We start from the raw sequence: 25,044 nt of genomic DNA, 5'->3' as shown, positions 1-25,044 counted from the left end.
TGTATTAGGCACGCCGCCAGCGTTCGTCCTGAGCCAGGATCAAACTCTCCAATAAAAGTTTGACTTGCTCATAAAATAAATAGAATTAACAGAAACGCTTGGTTTTGTTTAGTTTTCAAAGATCATTCATCGTTACCGACAAGTACATATTATATCTTACTAACAATATCACGTCAACACTTTTTTAAAATGTTTTTTGCCAGTACTTTTTTATCGCTATTTAACAGCGACTTTTACATTCTAACAAAACTACTTTTAAATGTCAACATATATTAAAATAAAACTACTTTTTGTCGTTGACTTTTAAAAGTATAGCATCGTTCATCTTTTCGTGCAAGAACTTTTTTTATAGACAAATGCATATAATAATTCACCCTTTTCAGTTATGTCAGGAAGCTAAAATACTTCACTAACTTTTACTTTTTCATCTTTTAACAAAAAGATGACTTCATTTGAGTTTAATAGTTTAATTAATGGTTTAGTAGGGTTATGTTCATCGATAAAAACGATTTCCCCTACTCGTCCATCTGATAACCCAACTTTTCGACCTTTGACATAGCTAATGAATAACCGTTTTAAAGCTTTTAATACTGTTAAATCAAATTTTCCAAACTGATCTTTTTCGATATTCTCTAAAGTATAGAAAGGGGATAAGCTAGGACGATAGGGTCTTGCTGACACCATTGCATAGTATGTATCAGCGACTGAAAGGATCTTCCCTATTGAATGAAGCTGATCTCCTTTAATTCCAAGTGGATAACCACTTCCTTCTAATCTTTCATGATGTTGAAGAACACTAACCTTGACACCTTCTTTTAATGAGTGAAGGTCTTTTAGCATCTTATAGCTGTAAATAGGATGTTGTTTTATTTCTAAATATTCTTCTTTAGTTAAAACACTGTTTTTAAAAAGGATCGAGTTATTTATTTTTGACATTCCACAATCACATAATAGTCCAGCTAAAGCAATTTGATTCATTTCACCTTGTAAATAATTTAGTTGTTTTGCTATTAACGCACTTAAAAGGGCTACACCAATTGAATGATGAAAAATATATTCTGTGCTTTGGCACTTTTTATATAAATCCATCACTTCGTTCCAGTTTTCCATTGCTTTATCTACTAATGGGAGAATTAATTCCCGAACATGAGAAATATTTACTGCCGCACCTGCTTGCCATGATGTAAACATTTTTTTATAGTTTTGTACCGATTGGTAATAATGGTCAAGAAAAGAGGAAGACTCCTCATGAATGGTTTCTTCCAAAATGTTATTACAAATTAACTCTTCTACAGAACTAGCGCCTTTCTTAATGTCTACTTCTTTTATAAAAAAAGCTTTGATCACTTCTATATGTCTTTCTTCCAAAATCGTGTTTTTCCGTAAGATTGGCTTATTCGAAACCGCATATATATCTTCTGATAGGACATAACCTTGACGAAGTAAACTGACTTTAATTTTCAAATGTCTCCCTCCCTAATACAAATAGTATAAAAGATCATCTAGGAAAAAAGAATGATAAATGGCATTTTTCTACATAAATAAAAAAGTTCATGAACCTTTTTTGTGACAAAATACCCTTTTGTATTAGAACTCAAATTTTATTAAATACGTAAGGTTAGCTTCTAATTTTCCGAATCTAATCCAATAGACACCGAGTGCATGATGCTGCCCTTCAAGAAATGTCCAAGGCTCCCATTCATTATGACAAGTCGAATAAAAGGTTGTGCTTTCCTTTCTGAGAATCCCCTTTACGTTTAATTCGATTGCACCTAGAACTGGAGATCGAAGACTCCTTTAAACCTTGAAAACTTTATCAAACAAGAGATAGGGAGCAGTCTAAAAAGTCTATAATAGGATAAAATACTGCAAAATTAAGACCCAAAGAATGCTGTAAAATCAACATTCTTTGGGTCTATATTTTTAGATTTCGGGGCGTAAATACTACTTTTCGGACAGCCCCTCCTTAATTAGTCATCTTGTTCTACCTCTTCAATTTCTTCGGAATCTTCTTCTTTATCTACGAGAGCTACAGTTGATACAAATTCTTCTTCACCAAGCTTAATTAATTTAACACCTACAGTGTTACGGCCCATTGTCGATATATCGTTAACATCCATTCGAATAATTACACCTGATGCTGTCACAAGCATTAAATCTTCTTCACCTGTTACTGCTTTCACAGCCACAAGTCCACCGTTTTTGTCAGTTACATTACACGTTTTTAGTCCTTTACCGCCACGACTTTGAATTCGATACTCTTTTTCGTTTGTTCGTTTACCATATCCCTTTTCTGTTACGATAAGGATATCGACATTCTCTTCTATAACTTCCATTCCGACAACTTTGTCTTCACTATCGAGGTTTATTCCCTTCACACCAGTTGCCGTACGCCCCATTGTCCGAACATCAGTTTCTGGAAAACGGATCAGCATCCCTTTCTTCGTTCCAATAATGATATCTTTTTGACCGTCCGTTAATCGAACAGAAATAAGTTCATCTTCATCGCGTAACGTAAGGGCGATTAAGCCACTCGTACGAATGTTGACAAATTGGGATAATGGTGATCTTTTACAAATTCCATCTTTTGTTGCAAAGAATAAGAACCAATCATCGGCAAATTCGGATACCGGAATAATCGCATTCACCCACTCGCCTCGATCGATTTCAAGTAAATTGACAATTGGAATCCCTTTTGCGGTACGGCCGTATTCAGGAATCTCATACCCTTTTGCACGATAAACTTTTCCTTTATTCGTAAAGAATAAAATAGTATCATGTGTACTCGTCGTTAATAAATGCTCGACAAAATCATCTTCATTTGTTCCCATTCCTTGAATACCTCTGCCTCCACGCTTTTGACTTCTATACGTAGAAACAGGTAATCGTTTAATATAACCATTATGCGTTAATGTAATGACGATATTTTCTTGTGGAATTAAGTCTTCATCCTCAATTGACTCCACACCTGTCACGATGATTTCAGTACGCCTCTCATCGTTAAATCGTTCTTTTATATCAATGAGCTCTTCACGAATAATATTTAACACTTTTTCTTCACTTGCTAAAATCTCTTTTAACTCGCGAATTAATTTAACTAAATCTTGATATTCTCCTTCAATTTTTTCGCGTTCTAACCCTGTTAGACGTTGGAGACGCATATCTAAGATGGCTTGTGCTTGTTTTTCCGTTAACGAAAATTTTTCCATCAAACCTTGTCGAGCAATATCTGTCGTTTGTGAGCTTCGAATTAAATTAATGACTTCATCCAAATGATCTAAAGCGATCCGTAATCCTTCTAAAATGTGTGCACGCGCTTCCGCTTTTTTAAGTTCGTATTCTGTCCGGCGACGAATAACTACTTTTTGGTGATCTAAGTAATGGACTAACGTTTGTTTTAAATTTAAAACTTTCGGCTCTCCATTGACAAGCGCAAGCATATTAATACCGAAAGATGTTTGTAAAGCTGTTTGTTTGTATAAATTATTGAGTAATACGTTCGCATTAGCATCTTTTCTCACTTCAATCACAATACGCATTCCATTGCGATCCGATTCGTCACGTAAATCGGTAATACCTTCAATTTTTTTATCACGAACGAGCTCAGCAATTTTTTCGATTAGTTTCGCTTTGTTAACTTGGAATGGGAGTTCCGTAACGATTAAGGCCTGTTTACCGCTTTGTCTTTCTTCAATTTCAACCTTTGCACGAACGGTAATACTCCCGCGCCCAGTCTCATAAGCTTTCCGAATACCACTTCTGCCTATAATTTGGCCAGCTGTTGGGAAATCGGGGCCTGGGATAATTTCCATCAGCTCAGGGATCGTTATGTCAGGATCTTTACTTACAGCTAATACTCCATCAATCACTTCCCCTAATTGATGAGGAGGTATATTCGTGGCCATTCCAACTGCGATACCGGCCGCACCATTAACGAGAAGGTTTGGGAAACGCGACGGAAGTACAACAGGTTCTTTTTCAGAACCATCGTAATTATCTTGGTAGTCAATTGTGTCTTTATTAATATCACGTAAAAGTTCCATCGAAATTTTGGACATACGCGCTTCTGTATAACGCATAGCTGCCGCTGCATCTCCATCAACAGAACCGAAGTTTCCGTGTCCATCAACAAGCATGTAACGATAGTTAAAATCTTGAGCCATACGAACCATTGAGTCATAAACAGCCGAATCACCGTGTGGATGATATTTACCAATTACATCGCCGACAATACGAGCAGATTTTTTATACGGTTTATCACTTGTCATCCCTAAATCATGCATGGCATATAAAATTCTTCTATGAACTGGTTTTAAGCCATCTCGAACATCTGGTAAGGCACGAGACACGATGACACTCATCGCATAATCTAAGAAAGATGAGCGCATCTCCTGGCTAATATTTACTTCACGAATTTGAGGCTTCTTATTTTCAGACATGTCGTAAAACCTCCCAAAACATTTCATTCGATCTCTCTCCATAGGGAGGGCATCGTTTAAATTTATATAGAGGCAGAAGACTCTGCCCCTAAACTTTCACTTTTCTAAATTATATATCTAAGTTTTTAACATAACGGGCATTTTCTTCGATAAAGTGACGGCGCGGTTCAACTTTATCCCCCATTAAGATTTCAAACGTCTCATCTGCCTCAATGGCATCTTCTAACGTTACTTGAAGAAGTGTACGTGTCTCAGGATCCATTGTCGTCTCCCACAGTTGTTCTGGATTCATCTCTCCTAGACCTTTGTAACGCTGGATGCCTGGCTTAGGCTGTTGAGGGAGCTCCGCTAAAACTTCATCTAATTGACGATCGTTATAAGCATACTCAATTCGTTTACCTTGTTGAATTTTATATAAAGGTGGTTGAGCAATGTAAACATATCCTTTTTCAATAATCTCACGCATATAACGATAGAAGAACGTTAACAGTAATGTACGAATATGTGCACCGTCAACATCAGCATCTGTCATAATGACGATTTTATGGTATCTAGCTTTTGAAATATCAAAATCCTCACCAATACCAGTCCCAAGCGCCGTAATAATTGTACGCACTTCATTATTTGATAAAATTTTATCAAGGCGAGCTTTTTCAACGTTTATAATTTTACCTCTTAACGGTAATATCGCTTGGAAATGCCGGTCACGTCCTTGCTTTGCAGAACCACCTGCTGAATCCCCCTCAACGACATACAGTTCAGAAATGGAAGGGTCTTTAGAAGAACAATCAGCTAATTTTCCTGGTAAATTCGAGACTTCTAATGCGCTTTTTCTTCGCGTTAATTCACGCGCTTTTTTCGCAGCAAGGCGTGCACGTGCAGCCATTAATCCTTTCTCGACAATTTTCTTTGCTTCTTGAGGATTCTCCAGCAAGAATGTTTCAAATGCCTCAGAAAATAGCGAATCTGTAATTTGACGAGCTTCCGAATTACCTAGTTTCGTTTTTGTTTGCCCTTCAAACTGTGGATCTGGATGCTTAATAGAGATGATCGCCGTTAATCCCTCGCGAACATCTTCCCCCGTTAAGTTTTGATCACTTTCCTTGAAAATCCCGTTCTTTCTTGCATAATCATTAATGACACGTGTGAGGCCCGTCTTAAAACCAGACTCATGCGTTCCACCCTCATACGTGTGAATATTATTAGCAAAAGAGTAAATATTACTAGTATATCCATCGTTATATTGGAGAGAGACTTCTACTGTGATTCCGTCCTTTTCTCCCTCAATATAAATGGGCTCATCGTGAAGTACTTCCTTCGTTCGATTCAAATGCTCAACGTATGATTTAATTCCACCTTCATAGTAATATTCATTTCTACGTTCATTTCCTTCGCGTTTATCTTCAACCGTAATTTTAATTCCACGATTTAAAAAGGCCAATTCCCGCAAACGGTTTGCTAACGTATCATAATCGTACTCAGTCGTTTCTTGGAAAATGTCAGGATCCGGCTTGAAGTGTACGATTGTTCCGGTTTTATCCGACTCACCAATCACTTTTAAATCTTCGTATGGTACGCCTCGGTTAAACTTTTGATAATGAATTTTCCCTTCTCGGTGGACCGTAACCTCAAGCTCTGTCGATAACGCATTTACAACAGATGCGCCAACACCATGCAATCCACCAGATACTTTATAACCGCCTCCTCCAAATTTTCCACCTGCATGAAGAACAGTCATAATGACTTCAACGGCAGGGCGCCCCATTTTCTCATGAGTTCCTACCGGTATTCCGCGGCCATTATCTCTAACCGTAATACTATTGTCTTTCTCAATTATCACGTCAATATCTGTACAGTAGCCCGCTAACGCTTCATCGATACTATTATCAACAATTTCCCATACAAGATGATGAAGTCCTTTCGCAGCCGTTGAACCGATATACATACCAGGTCTTTTTCGAACAGCTTCAAGTCCTTCTAACACTTGTATTTGATTTTCATCATACGTTGTTTGTCCTTGATTTTGCTCCATCGTCACAATGATCACCTACACTTTTCTTTCCATCAGATTTCTACTATCTTGTTGTAATCGTTGCTTCTCTCAATTTATATATAAAAAGACTCCGCTCTTTTCTTTAACGTACTAGTAGCTAACGGTGAGAAAAAAATATCATGATCGGTAATAATGACTGACTTCACTTCACCGTTAGCTAACTGAACAATTTTTTCTTTTTGTTTCCCCAAAAATTCCTCCATTATTGTAGAAGCTGCTCCTTTATAGTCAAAGATCATTACGATTTGATGTGAAGGAACAACTGGATTATCCCCAATATGAATATACAACGAACCACCTCATCGTTATATAAATTGTCCAGCCTTTACTTGAAAAAGCGTAGCTTCTTTTAATGTATGATGGTCGATTCCATCAACACTTGTTGTCGTAACAAACGTTTGGACTTTTCCTTGTATCGTGTTTAGCAAATGCGACTGTCGGTAATCATCTAACTCAGATAAAACATCATCTAAAAGTAAAATGGGATATTCTCCAATTTCCTCGTGAATCAGTTCAATTTCAGCTAATTTTATAGATAATGCCGTTGTTCGTTGTTGTCCTTGTGATCCATATGTTTGAACATCCCGGTCATTCACATAAAAAAGTAAATCATCACGATGGGGACCTGCTAATGTCGTACCACGTTCAATTTCTTTCTCTTTTATTTTAGCAAACTTTTCATTGAATACTTCTATTATTTTCGACAATTCCGCTCCATCTGATACATCAACAGACGGTTTATACGTAATATTTAACTGTTCTAGTCCTCTACTAATCCCAGAATGAATCGGTTGGGCCCATTTTTCAAGCTGCTTAATAAACAATTGCCGTTTTAAAACAATATTGGCAGCAGCCTCACTTAATTGCATACTTAACACTTCAAGCATCCCTGTATCTTTTTGCTTTCGGCTTTGTAGTTGCTTTAATAAATGGTTTCGCTGCTGCATAATTTTTTGATATTTACTTAATTCGTGCAAATAAACTGGAGACACTTGGCCAATTTCCATATCAATAAATCGTCTGCGTATTTGAGGACTCCCTTTTACTAAGTTCAAATCCTCAGGAGCAAACATAATCACATTCATATTTCCTACATATTGACTCAATTTTTGTTGCTCCAAATAATTTAACTTCGCCTTTTTTCCTTTTTTTGACAGAACTAATTGCAAATGAGTAGCGCGATTATGTTTTTCGATTATACCTTCTATTTTAGCATAATCCTCATCCCACTGGATGAGCTCTTTATCATTTGATGTGCGATGAGATTTTGCCATGGCTAACACATAAATGGCTTCCATCACATTTGTTTTCCCTTGAGCATTTTCACCAATAATGACATTTACTTTATTCTCAAAAGACGCTTCTAAATTTTCGTAATTTCGATAATGTTTAATATTTAACTCTTTGATAAACAAGTCGTTCACCAACTTTATTGTTTCACAATTAATTTAGCTACATCCGGAATATAAACAACATCTCCGTCTCTTAGCTTTCGACCACGACGGCTTTCTATTTCATCGTTTACATAGACTTCATACTCTTGTAGAAACCACTTTGCCATTCCGCCCGTTTGAATCACGTCCGCTAATTTTAAAAATTGACCTAATGTAATATGTTCCGTTTCAATTTTAATCACTTTTTCCATCATCAAGCCCGCCTTCTTTTTTGTCTCTAACTTTTAATTTTACTAGAAAATATCCGAATAGAAAAGAAAGCTACTAGTAATATTTTGTACTAGTAGCTTTAAACACTGGTTATTAGTATGTTCGAACCGGTAAAATTAATTGTAAAATTGTATCATCTTCTGGTATGCGAATCAAAAATGGTCTCATTGCCCCCGTAAAACTTATGTCAATCTCGGACCCTTCAAGCGCTTTTAATGCATCCATCATGTATTTAGCACTAAAGGAAATTTTCAAGTCCTCTCCCTCGATTCCTCCTGTTCGAATTTCTTCGATTACTTTTCCGATTTCCGGTGAGTTGGAGGAAATTTCAACGGTATTTTCACCCAATGTAGCAAATTTCACGACATTGTTTCGCCCCTCACGAGCTAGTAGTGAAGCACGATCAATTGCTTGTAATAATTCTTTTGTATTAACAGTAAGGTTCGTCATACTTTCTGATGGAATAAGACGACTTGTGTCTGGGTAATTTCCTTCTAGTAAACGTGAGAAAAACAGCAAGTTTTTTGTTTTAAATAAAATTTGGTTTTCCATAATGACGATTTCAACGAGCTCATCATGATCATCAAGAATCTTACTAAGCTCATTTAAGCTTTTCCCTGGAATGACAACATTGTACGAATCGCTTGTATCTGTTTCTACGTTTGCCTTTCGAAGAGCAAGACGGTGACTATCTGTTGCAATACAAGTGAGCTGGGAGTTTTCCAAGCGCCAATTCACACCTGTTAAAATCGGTCTCGTTTCAGAAGTTGACACAGCGAAAACTGTTTGTCGAATCATTGCCTTTAATAAATCTGTCGGGATCTTAAAAACATTTTGCTGCTTGATTTCAGGTAAGCGAGGATACTCTTCTGCATCGATTCCGTTTAAATTAAATTCCGCATTTCCTGAACGAATAATTGTTAAATAATGATGATTTACTTCCATCTCAACTTGATCTTTTGGTAGCTTTTTTACAATCTCACTAAAAAATCGAGCTTGTAAAACAATACTACCTGGTTGAATGATTTCAGCATATTGTTTGTCATCTTCCTCAACGGGAATAAATGATTCGATTGATATATCAGAGTCACTTCCTGTTAAAGTAATGCCTTCTTCTGTCGCTACAATTTTGATACCTGTAAGAATTGGTATCGTTGTTCGAGAGGAAACTGCCTTCATGACATCTTGGACTGCTTGGACAAGTTTATCTTTTTGAATGACAAATTTCATAATGATCCTCCTTTTTTTTATTTTACAGGCATAATTCCGGTCGTAATGAAATATATTTATTATTTATAAAAAAATAGTAATAGTAATAGTAGGGGTTGTGAATATGTGGATAACTGTGTGAATGAAAGGAAACACAGTCTATCCACATGTGGACAGACTGTGTAAATGGTATTCTAAGTTATTCACAGTTTTCAACAGTTACCCCTTTAGTAATTCTTCAATTTCTTTAATTTGACGCTGCAATACATCGTCCTTTTGTAACATTTTTGAAATCTTTTCATGTGCATGAATGACAGTCGTGTGGTCACGGCCACCAAATTCTTCACCTATCTTCGGTAAAGACGAATCCGTTAGTTCCCGTGACAAGTACATGGCAATTTGTCGCGGAAAAGCGACTGATTTCGTTCTCTTTTTCGCTTTAAAATCCTCTAACTTCACATTAAAATGTTGCCCGACCATACGCTGTATATCTTGAATTGTTATCACTTTTGGCTTCGAGCTCGGAATGATATCCTTTAGTGCTTCTGCAGCTAAATCTGCATTTATATCTTTATTGATTAAAGAAGAATAGGCAACAACACGAATAAGTGCCCCCTCTAGTTCTCGAATGTTCGAATCAATTTGATTGGCAATATAAAGCATAACCTCATTTGGAATATCTAATCCGTCAGCTTTTGCTTTTTTTCTTAAAATCGCAATTCGCGTTTCTAAATCTGGAGGGGTAATATCTGTAATTAATCCCCATTCAAAACGTGAGCGGAGCCGATCTTCCAATGTAGGGATTTCTTTTGGCGGTCTATCACTTGAAATCACAATTTGTTTACTTTCTTCATGCAACGTATTAAATGTATGGAAAAATTCTTCTTGTGTTTGTTCTTTTCCAGCTAAAAATTGAATATCATCTATCAGTAAAACGTCGACATTTCGATACTTATTTCGAAAATCAACGGCTTTATTGTCACGAATCGAATTAATAAATTCATTAGTAAATTTTTCTGATGATAAATAAACAACTTTGGCAGAAGGGTTATGATCGATAACATAATGACCAATTGCATGCATTAAATGGGTTTTTCCAAGTCCAACCCCTCCATAAATAAACAATGGGTTATATGCTTTAGCTGGTGCTTCTGCAACAGCTAAAGATGCTGCATGAGCAAAGCGATTTCCAGAACCGATAACAAATGTGTCGAACGTGTATTTAGGGTTGAGCATGTTTTGTGGAAGTTCTACAGAATCTTCACCTTTATTAGGAGTAGCCTTAATCGGGGGTTTTGGTACCAAATCTTCATCATTTTGATTTTGTGGAATGATGAATTTTACACCGATTGCTTCTCCAGTTAATTCGTACAGTGTGTCTGCAATAAGATGGAGATAGCGTGATTCTAGCCAGTCTCGTGCAAACTCATTGGGAGCGATAATTGTTAATATATCACCTTGTAGTGTGTGTGCTTTAGTAGATTTTAGCCAAGTTTCAAAACTCGGCTTGCTTAATTTTTTCTCAATTTCCCCAAGCGCTCGATTCCATAAATCTGCGATGTTTTCCATTTTACTTTGTTGCCCCTCCTTTACCGCATGAATCTCTAAAAATGGGCAAAATGAACCTTTTCAACCAATTGAATAATTATACAATCCACGACAAATGTGAAAAAATATATAATATAGTAGAAAAATGACTTTTCGACAGAGTCCACGTATTGTGGACAACTTCATTCACGGCATGTTTATAATCTTTCCACACATTATCCACAAATTGTGGATAACAGATAACTTACGAACTAGATATGCAGAGTTAAAACACAAATATCATATCAGAATAACCTTAATGTTGCAATGGTAAATCCGAGGTTATCCACATTACACGAAAAGTGTTAGAAAAAATTGTCCACAAGGGGTGAAGATGTGAAAAACCTGTCGATAACGTGTGTGGATAATGAAATTTATGTCGAAAATTCATCCACAAGGTACTGGCTAAATTTAACTCGGTATGATCAGTTGACAATATTCATACCTATTCTCTATAATTAGAAAGACTGTCTTTAACAGCTATTCCTCAGGGAGGTGTCATAAAGTGAAAAGAACGTTTCAACCAAACAAACGTAAGCGCAGTAAAGTTCATGGTTTCCGTAGCCGTATGAGTTCTGCTAACGGACGTAAAGTTATTGCTCGTCGTCGTCGTAAAGGAAGAAAAGTATTATCAGCATAGGCCACTGAACAAGTCAGTGGTCTTTTTATGCTTTCATACAATAAAAGTGATGTTCCTTTTTATTAACCACACGGTCACGAAGCGGCTTAGAATAGAAGATGCTCTTTCTTCCTCCTTTCTTGAGCCGCTAGGTGGTGGCACTAGATTTAACCAACCGTTCATTATGTTGTCTCTCAAAGGATGCGAATTGTCCATTTGCTATAAAATTAAGGAAGATTAAGTAGGAAATAAAACATGCTCCAAAATAAAAATTAATTTAAAACCTGTTTAAATAAAGGGAGAATTTGAAACAATGAAGGTGGAACTGTTGAACGAATAAGATCCATCTTTTTTCGGAGTGAAGGATATGAAGAAAAGAAACCGTATAAAAAAAAATGATGAATTTCAAAAAGTATTTAAAAACGGGAAATCGATGGCAAATCGGCAGTTTGTCATTTATATGCTGGATCAGCCAGAAGAAGTCGAGTTTCGTCTCGGTCTTTCAGTGAGTAAAAAAATTGGTAAAGCGGTTGTCCGCAACCAAATTAAACGATATATTCGTCAAGTTTTTCTTGAAGAAAAAGAAAATATTATTAAAGGGAAAGATTATATTATAATAGCTCGAAAGCCAGCTGCTGAAATGAATTACCATGAAGTCCATAAAAGTTTACTCCATCTCTTTCGTAAAACGAATATATATCGAAAACCTTCCACAAAGATTCAAAAATAAAGGTTACATTTGTGAAAAATTAAATTTCTGATTCAAGAAAAAAGATGGTACAATACTTTTGTAGATTGAGTGTAAGCGTATATACAAGAGAATTTTTTCGTTGTTAGGAGGAAATATTGTTGAAAAGGCGAATATTATTACTGATAGGACTTATCGGTCTTGTCTCGATCTTAGCAGGATGTACAGAGATTAATGAACCGATAACAAAAGAAAGCGAAGGATTTTGGAACCAATATATTGTATATCCTCTTTCATGGTTAATTACATATTTTGCTGAATTATTAGGAAATGATTATGGTTTATCGATTATTATTGTTACGCTCTTAATTCGATTAGTTATTTTACCGCTAATGATTAAACAAACGCAAAACTCAAAGGCGATGCAAGCACTGCAACCTGAGATCTTGAAGCTTCGGGAAAAATATAGTTCAAAGGATCAGCAAACACAGCAGAAGCTACAACAAGAGACGATGGCTCTTTTCCAAAAACACGGTGTAAACCCACTTGCTGGCTGCTTTCCACTTTTAATTCAAATGCCAATTTTAATTGGATTTTACCATGCTATTATGCGTACACAGGAAATTGCGAATCATAATTTCCTTTGGTTTGATTTAGGGGAAAAAGATCCATTCTTCATTTTACCAATTTTAGCTGGCGCATTAACATTTGTTCAACAAAAGCTAATGATGGCTGGAACGGAAAGTGTTAACCCGCAAATGCAAACGATGCTATACCTTATGCCGATCATGATTGTTATCTTTGCTATTAGCTTCCCGGCTGCGTTATCACTTTACTGGGTTGTAGGTAATATATTTATGATTGTACAAACACTTATTGTGAAAGGCCCTGACATTCGAAATGCCTCTGAAAAGGCGGGAGGAGCGCAAAAGTGAGAGAAATAACATCTACCGGTTCAACTGTAGATGAAGCAGTTAACTCTGCTTTAGAGAAGTTAAAAGTTACGAAGGATGAAGTGGAAGTTCGTGTTATTGATGAAGGAAAAAAAGGGTTTTTAGGCATTTTTGGTCAAAAGCCTGCTATTGTCAATGTGAAGTTAGTGAAAGAGGATGTTGCTGCAGAGGAGTTTAATCCGTTAAAAGAAACGGTGTCAGAATTATTCCCAAAATCCTCTGAAACAGCTGCTATCCAGGAGGAAATTGAGGTAGACCCAGTCGATGAAGCGAAGATCTTCTTGAAAAAAGTTTTGAAAAATATGGGGGTAGAAGCCTTCATACATGTGAAACGAGATAAAAAAACGATTCATTTTAATATGGAGGGCGAAAAGCTAGCGATTTTAATTGGCAAGCGCGGACAAACATTAAATTCACTACAATTACTGACGCAATTAGTTGTGAATAGATATTCAAAGGAATACGTCCAAGTTGTTTTGGATGCTGAGAATTACCGGAAACGAAGAGAAGAAACGTTGATCCAATTAGCCAAAAAATTAGCGAACAAAGCCGTTAAAATGAATCAAGAAGTTTCCTTAGAACCGATGCCTTCTTTTGAAAGGAAAATTATCCACTCTGCTCTTGTTAACGACAACCGTGTTGAAACATATTCAGAAGGCACGGATCCACATCGATATATCGTTATAGCACCTATTCGTTCATAGCCTTTCAAAGCCGGAAAGACATAGTCTTTCCGGCTTTTTTTAGTATGAGCAAAACTTAATATCAGTTTGGTATAGTTTTCAAGGGTTAATGGAGTCTTGCTTGTCTATATAGCCAGCGTCTAGTCCCTCAGGAAAAGAAGGGAAAGAACGCCTTCTCTTCTTGAGCGTTTTATTTGCCCAAGGTTGAGCAAGGCCTTGGCTTTTCTTTTGCTGTAAAAGTATTATTGGGGAAAAATGTGTAAAGAGATACGGTTTTGATTAAACTTAACATAACGAGAGCGTTTTCGAAAGGTTGAAAATATTGTTATTAACATGTGGATAAGTTAAAATGAGAATGGTGTTTTCCGTCATTGTGGATATTTTTAGGGGATTTTTTGTCATGTTATCGTAGATTGTTATATCATGCCGTTTTCTATCTTTTCTAGTTGATTACATTATGATATCTTAAAGTTTTGGTTATACTTTTTTGAATTCACTCAAATCCATTTTTTATATAGATACATATTGAGTAAGTGAGGTGATTAAAAGTGGAATTTGATACGATTGCTGCTATTTCAACACCGATGGGTGAAGGGGCGATTGCCATTGTTCGTTTAACTGGTGATGAAGCCATCCAAATTGCCGATAAAATTTTTAGAAGTCCTACCAATAAGTCGTTAGCTGATGTGCCGACACATACGATCCATTATGGAAATATCGTCGATCCAGAAAGTGAACAAGTTGTTGAAGAAGTTATGGTGTCCGTTATGCGGGCTCCAAAAACTTTTACGCGTGAAGATGTTGTAGAAATTAACTGTCACGGCGGATTAGTAACCGTAAATCGTGTTTTGCAGCTTGTTTTAACTCATGGGGCGCGTCTTGCGGATCCAGGAGAATTTACAAAACGTGCCTTTTTAAACGGACGGATCGATTTATCACAAGCTGAAGCGGTTATGGATTTAATTCGCGCAAAAACAGACCGTGCGATGAATGTTGCGCTTGGTCAAATGGAAGGACGTCTTTCAAAATTAATTAAGCGTCTTCGTCAAGAACTATTAGAAACGTTAGCTCATGTGGAAGTGAATATTGATTACCCAGAATATGATGATGTGGAAGAAATGACGCATCAACTTTTAATTGAAAAAGCTCAATATGTAAAAAGAGAAATTGAGAAGCTCCTTCAAACGTCGGAGCAAGGAAAAATTTTGCGAGAAGGCTTGTCAACGGTTATTATCGGGCGTCCGAATGTAGGGAAATCGTCTTTACTTAACGGTTTAGTGCATGAAAATAAAGCGATTGTAACAGATATACCTGGTACAACACGTGATGTTATTGAAGAATACGTAAATGTTCGAGGCGTGCCGCTTCGACTCGTAGATACAGCAGGTATCCGTGAGACTGAAGACATTGTAGAGCGAATTGGTGTTGAACGCTCAAGACAAGTGTTAAAAGAGGCGGATTTAATTTTGCTAGTTTTAAACTATAATGAGACGTTATCCCATGAAGATAGACAGCTATTTGAAGCGGTTAAAGGAATGGATTATATCGTTATTGTCAATAAAACGGACTTACCTAAGCAAATTGACTTAAATGAAGTAAGCAAACTGGCAAATGGTCGTTCCGTTGTCACGACTTCTTTAAAAGAAGAAGAAGGAATTGACAAATTAGAAGAAGCCATTAGTTCTTTATTCTTTGCCGGAAATATTCAATCAGGTGACTTAACATATGTTTCTAATACACGACACATATCACTATTGACACAGGCAAAAAAAGCGATTGACGATGCATTGAACGGTATTGAACAAGGAATCCCGATAGATATTGTACAAATTGATTTAACTCGCTCATGGGAATTGCTAGGTGAAATCATTGGTGATGCTGTACACGAAAGTTTAATCGATCAACTCTTTTCCCAATTTTGCTTAGGAAAATAATAAAGGAGGGTTTGAAGTGGGATACGAAGCAGGTTCTTTTGATGTAATCGTTGTTGGAGCAGGTCATGCTGGGTGTGAGGCCGGTCTTGCGGCAGCGAGAATAGGAGCCAAAACGTTAGTCATTACCATTAATCTCGATATGGTCGCTTTCATGCCATGTAATCCGTCAGTTGGTGGGCCAGCAAAAGGTATTGTTGTTCGAGAAATTGATGCATTAGGTGGAGAAATGGGGAAAAATATCGACAAAACCCATATCCAAATGCGCATGTTAAATACCGGTAAAGGTCCTGCTGTTCGCGCATTACGTGCACAAGCTGATAAATTTTTATATCAGCATGAAATGAAGAAAACGTTAGAAAGTGAACCAAACGTAACACTTTTACAAGGAATGGTCGATTCATTAATTGTTGAGGACGGCGAATGTAAAGGTGTAATCACACAGACGGGGGCGGAATATCGTGCCAAAACGGTTGTATTAACAACAGGGACATTTTTAAGAGGAAAAATTATTCTCGGAGACTTAGCTTATTCTAGCGGTCCGAATAACCAGCAGCCGTCCATTAAACTATCTGAGCATTTACAAGAGCTCGGCTTTGATCTTGTTCGGTTTAAAACAGGAACACCGCCCCGTGTGAATAGCCAAACAATTGATTACAGCAAAACAGAAATTCAACCTGGTGATGAAACGCCGCGTGCTTTCTCTTATGAAACGACAAAATATATTACCGATCAACTACCATGCTGGTTAACCTATACAAGTGAAGAAACACATCAAATTATTGATGACAACTTACATCGTTCGCCAATGTTTTCAGGTATGATTAAAGGAACTGGACCACGTTATTGTCCTTCTATTGAAGATAAGGTCGTTCGTTTCCATGATAAACCGAGACACCAAATTTTCCTTGAGCCTGAAGGGCGTAATACAGAGGAAGTGTACGTTCAAGGTCTTTCAACGAGTTTACCAGAAGATGTTCAGCGAAGAATGCTTGCAACGATTCCAGGATTAGAAAAAGCTCAATTAATGCGCGCTGGCTATGCGATTGAATACGATGCGATCGTTCCGACACAATTATGGCCAACATTAGAAACAAAGAAAGTGAAAAATCTGTATACTGCTGGCCAAATTAATGGAACGTCAGGTTATGAAGAAGCGGCTGGCCAAGGAATTATGGCTGGAATTAATGCGGCAAGAAAAGCATTAAACAAAGAAGAAGTGATATTAAGTCGTTCGGATGCTTATATCGGTGTTTTAATTGATGATCTCGTGACGAAGGGAACGAATGAGCCATATCGTTTATTAACGTCTCGCGCCGAGTATCGTCTCCTATTACGTCACGATAATGCTGATTTACGATTAACGGAGATCGGGCATGAAATTGGTCTCATATCAGAAGAGCGTTACAAGAAGTTTGTAGCCAAAAAAGAAGCGATCGAAAAAAAGAAAAAACGACTTTATTCGATTATCATTAAGCCAACAGCTCAAGTGCAGGAACTAATTAAAAATTCAGGCGGAAGTGAGTTAAAAGACGGAATTCGCGCATTTGACTTACTAAAACGTCCAGAAATGAATTATGAACATATTAAAATTTTAGCACCTGCTGAAGCAGCTCTTAGTCATGATGTTGAAGAACAAGTTGAAATTCAAATTAAATATGAAGGATACATTGAAAAATCCCTTCAACAAGTCGAGAAGCTAAAGCGAATGGAAAACAAAAAAATCCCAGAAAATATTGATTATGATGCCATTACAGGGATTGCGACGGAAGCGCGTCATAAGCTAAAAGAAGTGCGTCCGCTTTCTGTCGCTCAAGCCTCTCGTATTTCTGGTGTAAATCCAGCAGATATTTCGATTTTACTCGTATATCTTGAACAAGGCCGTATTGCTCGTGTATCAAATGAGTAATGCAGTAATCAACGGGTAGTTTGTTAACTGACAGCTACCCGTTTAATCAAAAATAAATGATGGAAGTGTTGATAAATGGAAATAGCACAATTTCAGCAACAACTTGAGGATAAAGGGATTCAGCTTAACTCTCAGCAGCTTCAGCAATTTGAACGTTACTATGAGGTGCTTGTAGAATGGAATGAAAAAATTAATTTAACATCCATTACAGAAAAAAAAGAAGTGTATTTAAAGCATTTTTATGATTCTATTTCGGCTGCCTTTTATTATGATTTTTCAAAACCGCTGTCTCTTTGTGATGTTGGGGCAGGAGCAGGATTTCCGAGTATTCCGTTAAAAATTTGCTTCCCGCATTTACATATTTCGATTGTGGACTCGTTAAAAAAGCGAATTACTTTTTTAGACCATTTAGCACAAGAACTGAATTTGAAGCATGTATCGTTTTATCACGACCGGGCTGAAACTTTTGGACAAAATAAACAGTTCCGTGAGTCGTTTGACCTTGTTACGGCAAGAGCAGTTGCAAGATTATCTGTTTTAAGTGAGCTTTGCCTGCCACTTGTAAAAGTAAATGGAGACTTTGTAGCTTTAAAAGCATCGTCTGCTCAAGAAGAACTAGAAAAAGCGAATAAGGCGATTTCCCTACTTGGTGGTACAGTTCAACATGTTTCAAACTTTAAATTGCCATTGGAAGAAAGTGAGCGGAATATTATTGTAATCCGAAAAGAACGCGCTACTCCGAAAAAATATCCTCGTAAACCTGGCACACCGAACAAAATGCCGATTGAATAAAGTGAAATATCATTCCGTGGGGGCTTACTGTCCGTTAAGAGTAGGATAAAACAATGAATAATGGTTCATTTACGTGTCCGTACAATGGAAAAATAGTATTGTTTTAACCACCTCAATTAATCGTATTGATAGGAACATAGACTTGTCCTGTTCAAGTAACGCTTCGTTTTTTTATGACAGATTGTTTGTGCTTAGCAGGAAAATAGTCTAGGAAACAAGAATTAATTTAAGGTGGTAGTTTCTAAAGGTGGTGTCAGCATATGAAACATCCTTTTTCTCGTTTATTTGGTTTAGGGGAAAAAGATGTGGCGGAACGAGTTAAAGAACAAGTTGATGAACTTAGGAAAGATGAAGTGTTAAAGATTCCTGTTCATAAAATTGTACCGAACCGATATCAACCTCGCACAATTTTTGTAGATGAAAAAATTAAAGAATTAGCCCAAACTATTCATACTCATGGTATTATTCAGCCGATTGTTGTACGGAAAATGGACGATCAATACGAAATTATTGCCGGGGAAAGAAGATGGAGAGCAGTCCAATCACTTGGTTGGGAAGAAATACCAGCTATTATAAAAGATCTTAATGATACAGAAACCGCCTCAGTAGCGTTAATCGAAAATTTACAGCGGGAAGAGTTATCTGCAATTGAAGAAGCTGTTGCTTATGCGAAATTACTTGAGCTGCACCAATTAACACAAGAAGCGCTCGCCCAACGTTTAGGGAAAGGGCAATCTACCATTGCCAATAAATTACGCTTATTAAAGCTTCCTCAAGAAGTACAGGATTCACTATTAAAAAAAGAAATAACTGAAAGACATGCTCGTGCCTTAATTCCATTGAAAAATCAAGAATTACAAATAAAATTACTTCATGAAATTATTGAGAAAAAATTAAATGTTAAACAAACGGAAGACCGTGTTGTTAAAATGCTTGAAAAAGATGTACGAAAGCCGAAACCAAAACGTAAAGCCTTTAGCCGTGACACACGTATTGCGATGAATACGATTCGGCAATCATTAAATATGGTGCAAGAAACAGGCGTCAAAATCGATTCAGAAGAAGAAGAATTTGATGATTATATTCAATTTACCATTAAAATTCCGAAGTAACTCTTCACATTACGTGAAGAGTTTTTAATTTTAGTATAAAATTTTTATCATTTTGATAAAGTTTTCAAGGGTTAATGGAGTCTTTGCTGTCTAGTGAAAGCCACCTATCTCCTCGAGTCCAATCACCTCACGCTTTTCTAAGATTCACTTTCTTAATTTTTTGTAAAATCAGTAAAAGTGAGGAATCTTCGTATTTCAGTTTGAGAAAATAAACAACATTCTTCACTTTTCATGATAAAATATACATTATGAAACATTTTGAAGTAGTGGAAAGCAGGTGACACCGTGGGGAGAATAATTTCCATAGCGAACCAAAAAGGAGGGGTCGGGAAAACGACAACTTCTGTTAATCTTGGTGCGTGTTTAGCCCATATTGGAAAAAGGGTTCTTTTAGTTGATATTGACCCACAAGGGAACGCTACAAGCGGTGTAGGGATTGATAAAGCGGATGTCGACCACTGTATATACGACATAATCGTTGAGGATACAGCAGTAGGTCAAGTCATTAAGGCGACACAAATTGAACAGCTTGATGTCATTCCAGCTACGATTCAATTAGCCGGGGCAGAAATAGAGCTTGTCCCAACGATTTCCCGTGAGGTACGGTTGAAACGTGCATTAGAAACGGTCAAGCACAATTATGATTATATAATCATTGACTGTCCTCCCTCTCTCGGTTTACTAACAATCAATGCCTTAACCGCTTCTGATTCAGTATTAATTCCTGTTCAATGTGAATACTACGCCCTTGAGGGACTTAGTCAATTATTAAATACAATTCGTTTAGTGCAAAAGCATTTAAATTCAGATTTAATGATTGAAGGAGTATTACTCACGATGCTAGATGCCCGAACAAATTTAGGCATTCAAGTCATTGACGAGGTGAAAAAATATTTCCAAGACAAAGTGTATCAAACAATAATCCCACGTAATATTCGATTAAGCGAAGCTCCAAGCCATGGACAACCTATAATTCTCTATGATATGAAGTCACGAGGTGCTGAAGTGTATTTAGAATTAGCGAAGGAAGTGGTGACGATGAATGGCTAGAGGGTTGGGAAAAGGCATAAATGCATTATTTTCAAGTGTGGAAGTTGCCAAAGAAGAAATTGTCCAAGAAATTAAGTTGAAAGAATTGCGGCCAAATCCTTATCAACCTCGGAAGACATTTGAACAAAGTACGATTGACGAACTAAAAGAATCAATTTTACAGCACGGTGTTTTACAACCTATTATTGTTCGAAAAAGTATTAAAGGGTATGAAATTGTTGTTGGTGAACGGAGGTTTCGAGCTGCTAAAGAAGCAGGACTTGATAGTGTGCCAGCCGTTGTTCGAGACTTGAATGATCAACAGATGATGGAGCTTGCTTTGCTTGAAAACTTGCAACGTGAGGACTTAACACCAATAGAAGAAGCGAAGGCCTATCAATCGTTGATTGAACATCTACACATAACGCAGGAAGAGTTAGCTAAACGCCTTGGAAAAAGTCGCCCTCATATCGCCAATCATTTACGGTTGCTTGCACTACCTCCATATGTACAACAGTTAATCTCTGAACATAAACTTTCAATGGGACATGGAAGAGCGTTACTTGGCCTAAAAAAGAAAGAAAAGATCAAACCTTTAGCAGAAAAAATAATGAAGGAACAACTAAATGTTCGGCAAGTAGAAAAGTTTGTTCAACAACTAAACGAACCTGTTTCACGTGAAACAAAAAATCAAAAAATAGAGAAGGATGTATTTATTCGAGAAAGAGAATCCTTTTTAAGAGAAAAGTTAGGTACATCTGTTCATATAAAACAACAAAAGAAAAAAGGAAAAATCGAGATTGAGTTTTTTTCAAAAGATGATTTAGAGAGAATTTTAGAGTTACTCGATACCAATATTTCCTCATGAGCCATCCGTTACGTGATGGCTCTTTTTTTCTGAAAAAATAGGAATTATTGAAGAAATGGATGAAAAAAAGACTTGAAATTAGCAGAATAGTATGAATTATAAATTAATATTTGATTCATACATTTGAGTTTTTCTTATTCGTTTATTCGCTTCAATCGCTTGAGATGCAGTAAATAAACTTTCCGCAATGACATCTGCCATACTCATGACTAAATGTAAGCGAGTATTTTGTAAAACGAAAAACTCCATAAACCCACTCACGTTGACGATTCCGGTTATGTGGATATCTCCAACCTCTGGTAGTACTTTATTTACACCTGCACCTGGTTTGACAGGTCCAGATCCTACTTGAACGGTTCCAACATTTTTAAATCTTCCAAGGCAAGCATCAACAGCTATAATAAATGGATTACGATGAATGTTTGTAAGGTGTATAATTTTCTCCTCTAAATTAACCGCGTGAACAGGGTCTTTTAATGTTCCGTAAACATAAAAGTTCTCTACTTTTTTTTGTTGAAGTTTGGAACCCACTAACGGCCCAAGTGAATCACCAGTTGAACGATCTGTCCCAATACATAAGACAACAATGGAATTTATGTTTAACTTAGGAAGTAAGTGAACGATTTGGTTGCTTATTTCGTAAACTGCATCTTTACTATCATGGAATACACGTTGAGAGCCTTGTTCTGACGAAAAAAAGCTAAGGTTTCGATTCATAGAATTCACTCCCTCGTCATAGTAGTAACAGTATACGGAAGAATTATTTTTTCTATACATGCGAATGTCTAATTGGGGTGAAAAGTATGTGGAGAGCAGGCTTTAAATGGATGTATTTAATACTTGGAACGGTTATTGGTGCTGGGTATGCATCAGGACGGGAGTTATGGCAATTTTTTGGCTTTGAAAGTGGACTTGCTATTATTTTATTTACCATATTCTTTATTATCTCTTGTTATGTCATTATGAAAATAAGCTATGAAGAGCAGTCTGAGCATTTTTTTCCGGTGCTAGAGCGTTTAATCGGAGCGAAGCTGTCTCATGTTTATGATGTTTTAATTGTTTTATATTTATTTACGACGACAGTTGTTATGATTGCAGGTGGGGGAGCGACTTTACAAGCATTAACCGTTCCATATTGGTTAGGGATTGGTTTCTTTTGTTTTTTACTCGTCTTGTTATTTCTTTGGGACGTGAAAGGATTATTGTCGTTGAATAGTGTTTTAATTCCGATCTTATTAATTGGTCTATTATATGTGTTGTTCCACTTTCATACGGAACATGCAAATGTATGGACGTTTAATTGGCAAGAGCAATACAATTGGCCTGCTGCCTTTACATTCACCTCCTTAAATATTTTGTCCATTGTCGCTGTATTATCGGCAATTGGAAAGGAAATAAAAGGGTTACCAGAAGCGAAAGTTGCTAGTATTGGCAGCGGTGTTATATTAGGGGGAATATCTTATTTATACAATGAAACGTTAACCCAAATAGCGGACAAGGTTAGTCATATAGAGATACCATTATTTGCTATTTTGGACGATTCACCTTATGTTATGTTTTTAATTATGTCTTTTATGCTCTGGATGGCCATTTATACGACAGCGGCAGCAGGAATCTTTGGACTAGCAACTCGTTTTAAGAAAATTTTAAACATACCATTATGGGTGTTGGCTTTTCTTTTTATTGTGTTAATGGTTCCTTTTACAAAGTATGGCTTTGCTACATTAGTATCTATTTTGTATCCTATCTATGCTTTAATTAACTTGTATTTAGTTGTTGCGATTCTTTTATTTCCGATTACGAACCGCTACAAATGGGATTGAAATGTTGGTAAAATGTTATTATAAAGCAAGGGAAATAGGAAGAGACGTTGTTCCTGAAATATAGAACATCGATGAAAGGAGGAACATTCTTTCAATGATTGATAAAGATTATGAATTAAATGATATTGTCGAAATGAAAAAGCCTCACCCTTGTGGGGAGAACCGTTGGAAAATTATTCGTATGGGAATGGACATCCGGATAAAATGTGAAGGTTGTGGGCATAGTGTACTCATGCCAAGAAGAGAGTTTACAAGAAAATTAAAAAAGATCTTAGAAAAATGTGCGGAATAAAACTGTTAGGAATTTCCTAGCAGTTTTATTATGTGAAAAATGATAATAGGGACAAAAACGGAATACATCTGATTAGTGCCACAATCTCATTGTCACAGCTTGTCATTTTTGTTGTTCAACTCTATAATTGGTGGAGATTGATTGCCATAATTATTTTTATATGAACAATTCGTATGTTTATCGAATGATTCAATAAATCCGGATTTTGATAAAAAAGAGGAGTGGAAAAGATGGCATTAACAGCAGGTATCGTTGGTCTTCCGAACGTTGGGAAATCAACATTATTTAACGCAATTACACAAGCAGGTGCAGAGTCTGCAAACTATCCGTTCTGTACAATTGACCCAAATGTAGGAATTGTAGAAGTACCGGATGAGCGCCTTCAAAAGCTAACAGAGCTTGTAAAGCCGAAGAAAACAGTTCCAACAACATTTGAATTCACTGACATTGCTGGCATTGTAAAAGGAGCAAGTAAAGGGGAAGGTCTTGGAAATAAGTTTTTATCGCATATTCGTCAAGTAGATGCGATTTGCCAAGTTGTTCGTTGCTTCCGTGATGATAATATTACGCACGTTGCTGGAAGAGTTGATCCTATTTCAGACATTGAAACGATTAACTTAGAGCTTATATTAGCTGACTTAGAAACAGTTGATAAGCGAATTGATCGTGTGGCGAAAATGGCGAAACAAAAAGACAAACAGGCGATGTTTGAACATGAAATATTAGTAAAATTAAAAGAAGCGTTTGAACATGAAAAACCTGCTCGAACGCTCGAGTTTACTGAGGAACAAATGAAATATGTCAAACAGCTTCATTTATTAACCATTAAGCCAGTACTGTATGTAGCAAATGTTGGAGAAGAAGATGTTGCGGATCCTTCTGAAAATCCGTACGTTGAACAAGTGAGAGAATATGCGAAAAATGAGGGAGCAGAAGTAATTGTCGTATGTGCAAAAATTGAATCTGAAATTGTCGAGCTAGAGGGCGAAGAGAAAGCCATGTTCTTAGAGGAGCTTGGCATTGAAGAGTCTGGTCTTGATCAGTTAATTAAAGCTTCTTATAGCTTGCTCGGATTAGCGACGTATTTTACAGCAGGTGAACAAGAAGTTCGTGCATGGACGTTCCGTAGAGGGATGAAAGCACCTCAATGTGCGGGGATTATCCATACTGACTTTGAACGCGGCTTTATTCGTGCCGAAACCGTTGCTTACGACGATTTAGTAGCTGCTGGATCAATGTCTGCTGCAAAAGAAGCTGGGAAGGTACGCCTTGAAGGAAAAGATTACGATGTAAAAGACGGCGATGTTATCCATTTCCGCTTTAATGTATAATCCAAAAATGGACGTCTAAACTTAGCAACTCCTCATGAAGAGAGAGTTGCAACATCTATTTC

At 36.8% G+C, this 25,044-nt stretch carries 22 protein-coding genes; 13 read left to right on the top strand and 9 right to left on the bottom strand.

The features are described from left to right. Positions 1-396: 396 nt before the first annotated feature. The 8 genes from MLD65_RS15435 to dnaA all read right to left on the bottom strand — a co-directional run bounded on the left by MLD65_RS15435 (position 397) and on the right by dnaA (position 10,934). The gene (locus MLD65_RS15435) at positions 397-1,464 is read right to left on the bottom strand and encodes an HD-GYP domain-containing protein (RefSeq protein WP_243292749.1); all 1,068 of its coding nucleotides are present in this window, start codon (positions 1,462-1,464) and stop codon (positions 397-399) included. A 506-nt stretch (positions 1,465-1,970) separates the two neighbouring features. Further along, positions 1,971-4,439, bottom strand: a complete 2,469-nt coding sequence (gene gyrA / locus MLD65_RS15430) for a DNA gyrase subunit A (protein WP_243292748.1) — start codon at positions 4,437-4,439, stop codon at positions 1,971-1,973. A 109-nt stretch (positions 4,440-4,548) separates the two neighbouring features. Then, entirely contained in the window at positions 4,549-6,471 is a 1,923-nt protein-coding gene (gene gyrB / locus MLD65_RS15425; protein WP_243292747.1) for a DNA topoisomerase (ATP-hydrolyzing) subunit B, read from the bottom strand. Positions 6,472-6,545: 74 nt separating this feature from the next. Further along, complete coding sequence (remB, locus tag MLD65_RS15420) at positions 6,546-6,782, bottom strand: extracellular matrix regulator RemB (RefSeq protein WP_243292746.1); 237 nt, start codon at positions 6,780-6,782, stop codon at positions 6,546-6,548. 15 nt (positions 6,783-6,797) lie between these two features. Next, positions 6,798-7,907, bottom strand: coding sequence for a DNA replication/repair protein RecF (gene recF, locus MLD65_RS15415; RefSeq protein ID WP_243292745.1), 1,110 nt, complete (start codon positions 7,905-7,907; stop codon positions 6,798-6,800). 14 nt (positions 7,908-7,921) lie between these two features. Continuing rightward, the gene (gene yaaA / locus MLD65_RS15410; protein WP_243292751.1) at positions 7,922-8,137 is read right to left on the bottom strand and encodes a S4 domain-containing protein YaaA; all 216 of its coding nucleotides are present in this window, start codon (positions 8,135-8,137) and stop codon (positions 7,922-7,924) included. 112 nt (positions 8,138-8,249) lie between these two features. Continuing rightward, positions 8,250-9,386 (bottom strand): DNA polymerase III subunit beta, encoded by a 1,137-nt coding sequence (gene dnaN, locus MLD65_RS15405; RefSeq protein WP_243292744.1) that lies wholly within the window; start codon positions 9,384-9,386, stop codon positions 8,250-8,252. A 198-nt stretch (positions 9,387-9,584) separates the two neighbouring features. After that, complete coding sequence (gene dnaA / locus MLD65_RS15400; protein ID WP_243292743.1) at positions 9,585-10,934, bottom strand: chromosomal replication initiator protein DnaA; 1,350 nt, start codon at positions 10,932-10,934, stop codon at positions 9,585-9,587. A 523-nt stretch (positions 10,935-11,457) separates the two neighbouring features. Between dnaA and rpmH the strand changes: the two genes are divergently transcribed. The 10 genes from rpmH to MLD65_RS15350 all read left to right on the top strand — a co-directional run bounded on the left by rpmH (position 11,458) and on the right by MLD65_RS15350 (position 21,536). Beyond that, positions 11,458-11,592: a 50S ribosomal protein L34 gene (rpmH, locus tag MLD65_RS15395; RefSeq protein ID WP_243292742.1), complete on the top strand. Its 135-nt coding sequence runs from the start codon at positions 11,458-11,460 to the stop codon at positions 11,590-11,592. A gap of 346 nt (positions 11,593-11,938) precedes the next feature. Continuing rightward, positions 11,939-12,301, top strand: a complete 363-nt coding sequence (rnpA, locus tag MLD65_RS15390; protein ID WP_243292741.1) for a ribonuclease P protein component — start codon at positions 11,939-11,941, stop codon at positions 12,299-12,301. Between the two features lie 116 nt (positions 12,302-12,417). Continuing rightward, complete coding sequence (spoIIIJ, locus tag MLD65_RS15385) at positions 12,418-13,194, top strand: YidC family membrane integrase SpoIIIJ (protein ID WP_243292740.1); 777 nt, start codon at positions 12,418-12,420, stop codon at positions 13,192-13,194. Then, the gene (gene jag, locus MLD65_RS15380) at positions 13,191-13,916 is read left to right on the top strand and encodes an RNA-binding cell elongation regulator Jag/EloR (protein ID WP_243292739.1); all 726 of its coding nucleotides are present in this window, start codon (positions 13,191-13,193) and stop codon (positions 13,914-13,916) included. The genes spoIIIJ and jag overlap by 4 nt, the downstream gene beginning before the upstream one ends. Before the next feature lie 527 nt (positions 13,917-14,443). Further along, positions 14,444-15,829, top strand: coding sequence for a tRNA uridine-5-carboxymethylaminomethyl(34) synthesis GTPase MnmE (mnmE, locus tag MLD65_RS15375; RefSeq protein WP_347709312.1), 1,386 nt, complete (start codon positions 14,444-14,446; stop codon positions 15,827-15,829). A 16-nt stretch (positions 15,830-15,845) separates the two neighbouring features. Then, the gene (mnmG, locus tag MLD65_RS15370) at positions 15,846-17,735 is read left to right on the top strand and encodes a tRNA uridine-5-carboxymethylaminomethyl(34) synthesis enzyme MnmG (protein WP_243292738.1); all 1,890 of its coding nucleotides are present in this window, start codon (positions 15,846-15,848) and stop codon (positions 17,733-17,735) included. Positions 17,736-17,810: 75 nt separating this feature from the next. Continuing rightward, positions 17,811-18,527 (top strand): 16S rRNA (guanine(527)-N(7))-methyltransferase RsmG, encoded by a 717-nt coding sequence (rsmG, locus tag MLD65_RS15365; protein ID WP_243292737.1) that lies wholly within the window; start codon positions 17,811-17,813, stop codon positions 18,525-18,527. Between the two features lie 260 nt (positions 18,528-18,787). Further along, positions 18,788-19,639, top strand: a complete 852-nt coding sequence (noc, locus tag MLD65_RS15360) for a nucleoid occlusion protein (protein WP_243292736.1) — start codon at positions 18,788-18,790, stop codon at positions 19,637-19,639. Between the two features lie 285 nt (positions 19,640-19,924). Next, entirely contained in the window at positions 19,925-20,689 is a 765-nt protein-coding gene (locus tag MLD65_RS15355; RefSeq protein ID WP_243292735.1) for a ParA family protein, read from the top strand. Beyond that, positions 20,682-21,536 carry a ParB/RepB/Spo0J family partition protein gene (locus tag MLD65_RS15350; protein WP_243292734.1) on the top strand — a complete coding sequence of 285 codons (855 nt, stop codon included), beginning with the start codon at positions 20,682-20,684 and terminating at the stop codon, positions 21,534-21,536. The genes MLD65_RS15355 and MLD65_RS15350 overlap by 8 nt, the downstream gene beginning before the upstream one ends. A gap of 96 nt (positions 21,537-21,632) precedes the next feature. Here the strand turns inward: MLD65_RS15350 and yyaC are convergent, their stop codons facing one another. Beyond that, complete coding sequence (gene yyaC, locus MLD65_RS15345) at positions 21,633-22,253, bottom strand: spore protease YyaC (protein ID WP_243292733.1); 621 nt, start codon at positions 22,251-22,253, stop codon at positions 21,633-21,635. Positions 22,254-22,339: 86 nt separating this feature from the next. Here yyaC and MLD65_RS15340 point away from each other — a divergent pair, with 86 nt between their 5' ends. The 3 genes from MLD65_RS15340 to ychF all read left to right on the top strand — a co-directional run bounded on the left by MLD65_RS15340 (position 22,340) and on the right by ychF (position 24,982). Continuing rightward, the gene (locus MLD65_RS15340) at positions 22,340-23,359 is read left to right on the top strand and encodes a YkvI family membrane protein (RefSeq protein ID WP_243292732.1); all 1,020 of its coding nucleotides are present in this window, start codon (positions 22,340-22,342) and stop codon (positions 23,357-23,359) included. Positions 23,360-23,453: 94 nt separating this feature from the next. Further along, positions 23,454-23,651 carry a DUF951 domain-containing protein gene (locus MLD65_RS15335; protein WP_243292731.1) on the top strand — a complete coding sequence of 66 codons (198 nt, stop codon included), beginning with the start codon at positions 23,454-23,456 and terminating at the stop codon, positions 23,649-23,651. 230 nt (positions 23,652-23,881) lie between these two features. After that, positions 23,882-24,982 (top strand): redox-regulated ATPase YchF, encoded by a 1,101-nt coding sequence (gene ychF / locus MLD65_RS15330; protein ID WP_243292730.1) that lies wholly within the window; start codon positions 23,882-23,884, stop codon positions 24,980-24,982. The last annotated feature ends 62 nt before the right edge of the window (positions 24,983-25,044 follow it).

Origin of the sequence: Bacillus sp. FJAT-47783 (genome assembly GCF_022808615.1) — a bacterium.
Lineage (GTDB): Bacteria > Bacillota > Bacilli > Bacillales > Aeribacillaceae > Bacillus_BZ.
This window is presented reverse-complemented; position numbering and strand designations above follow the sequence as displayed.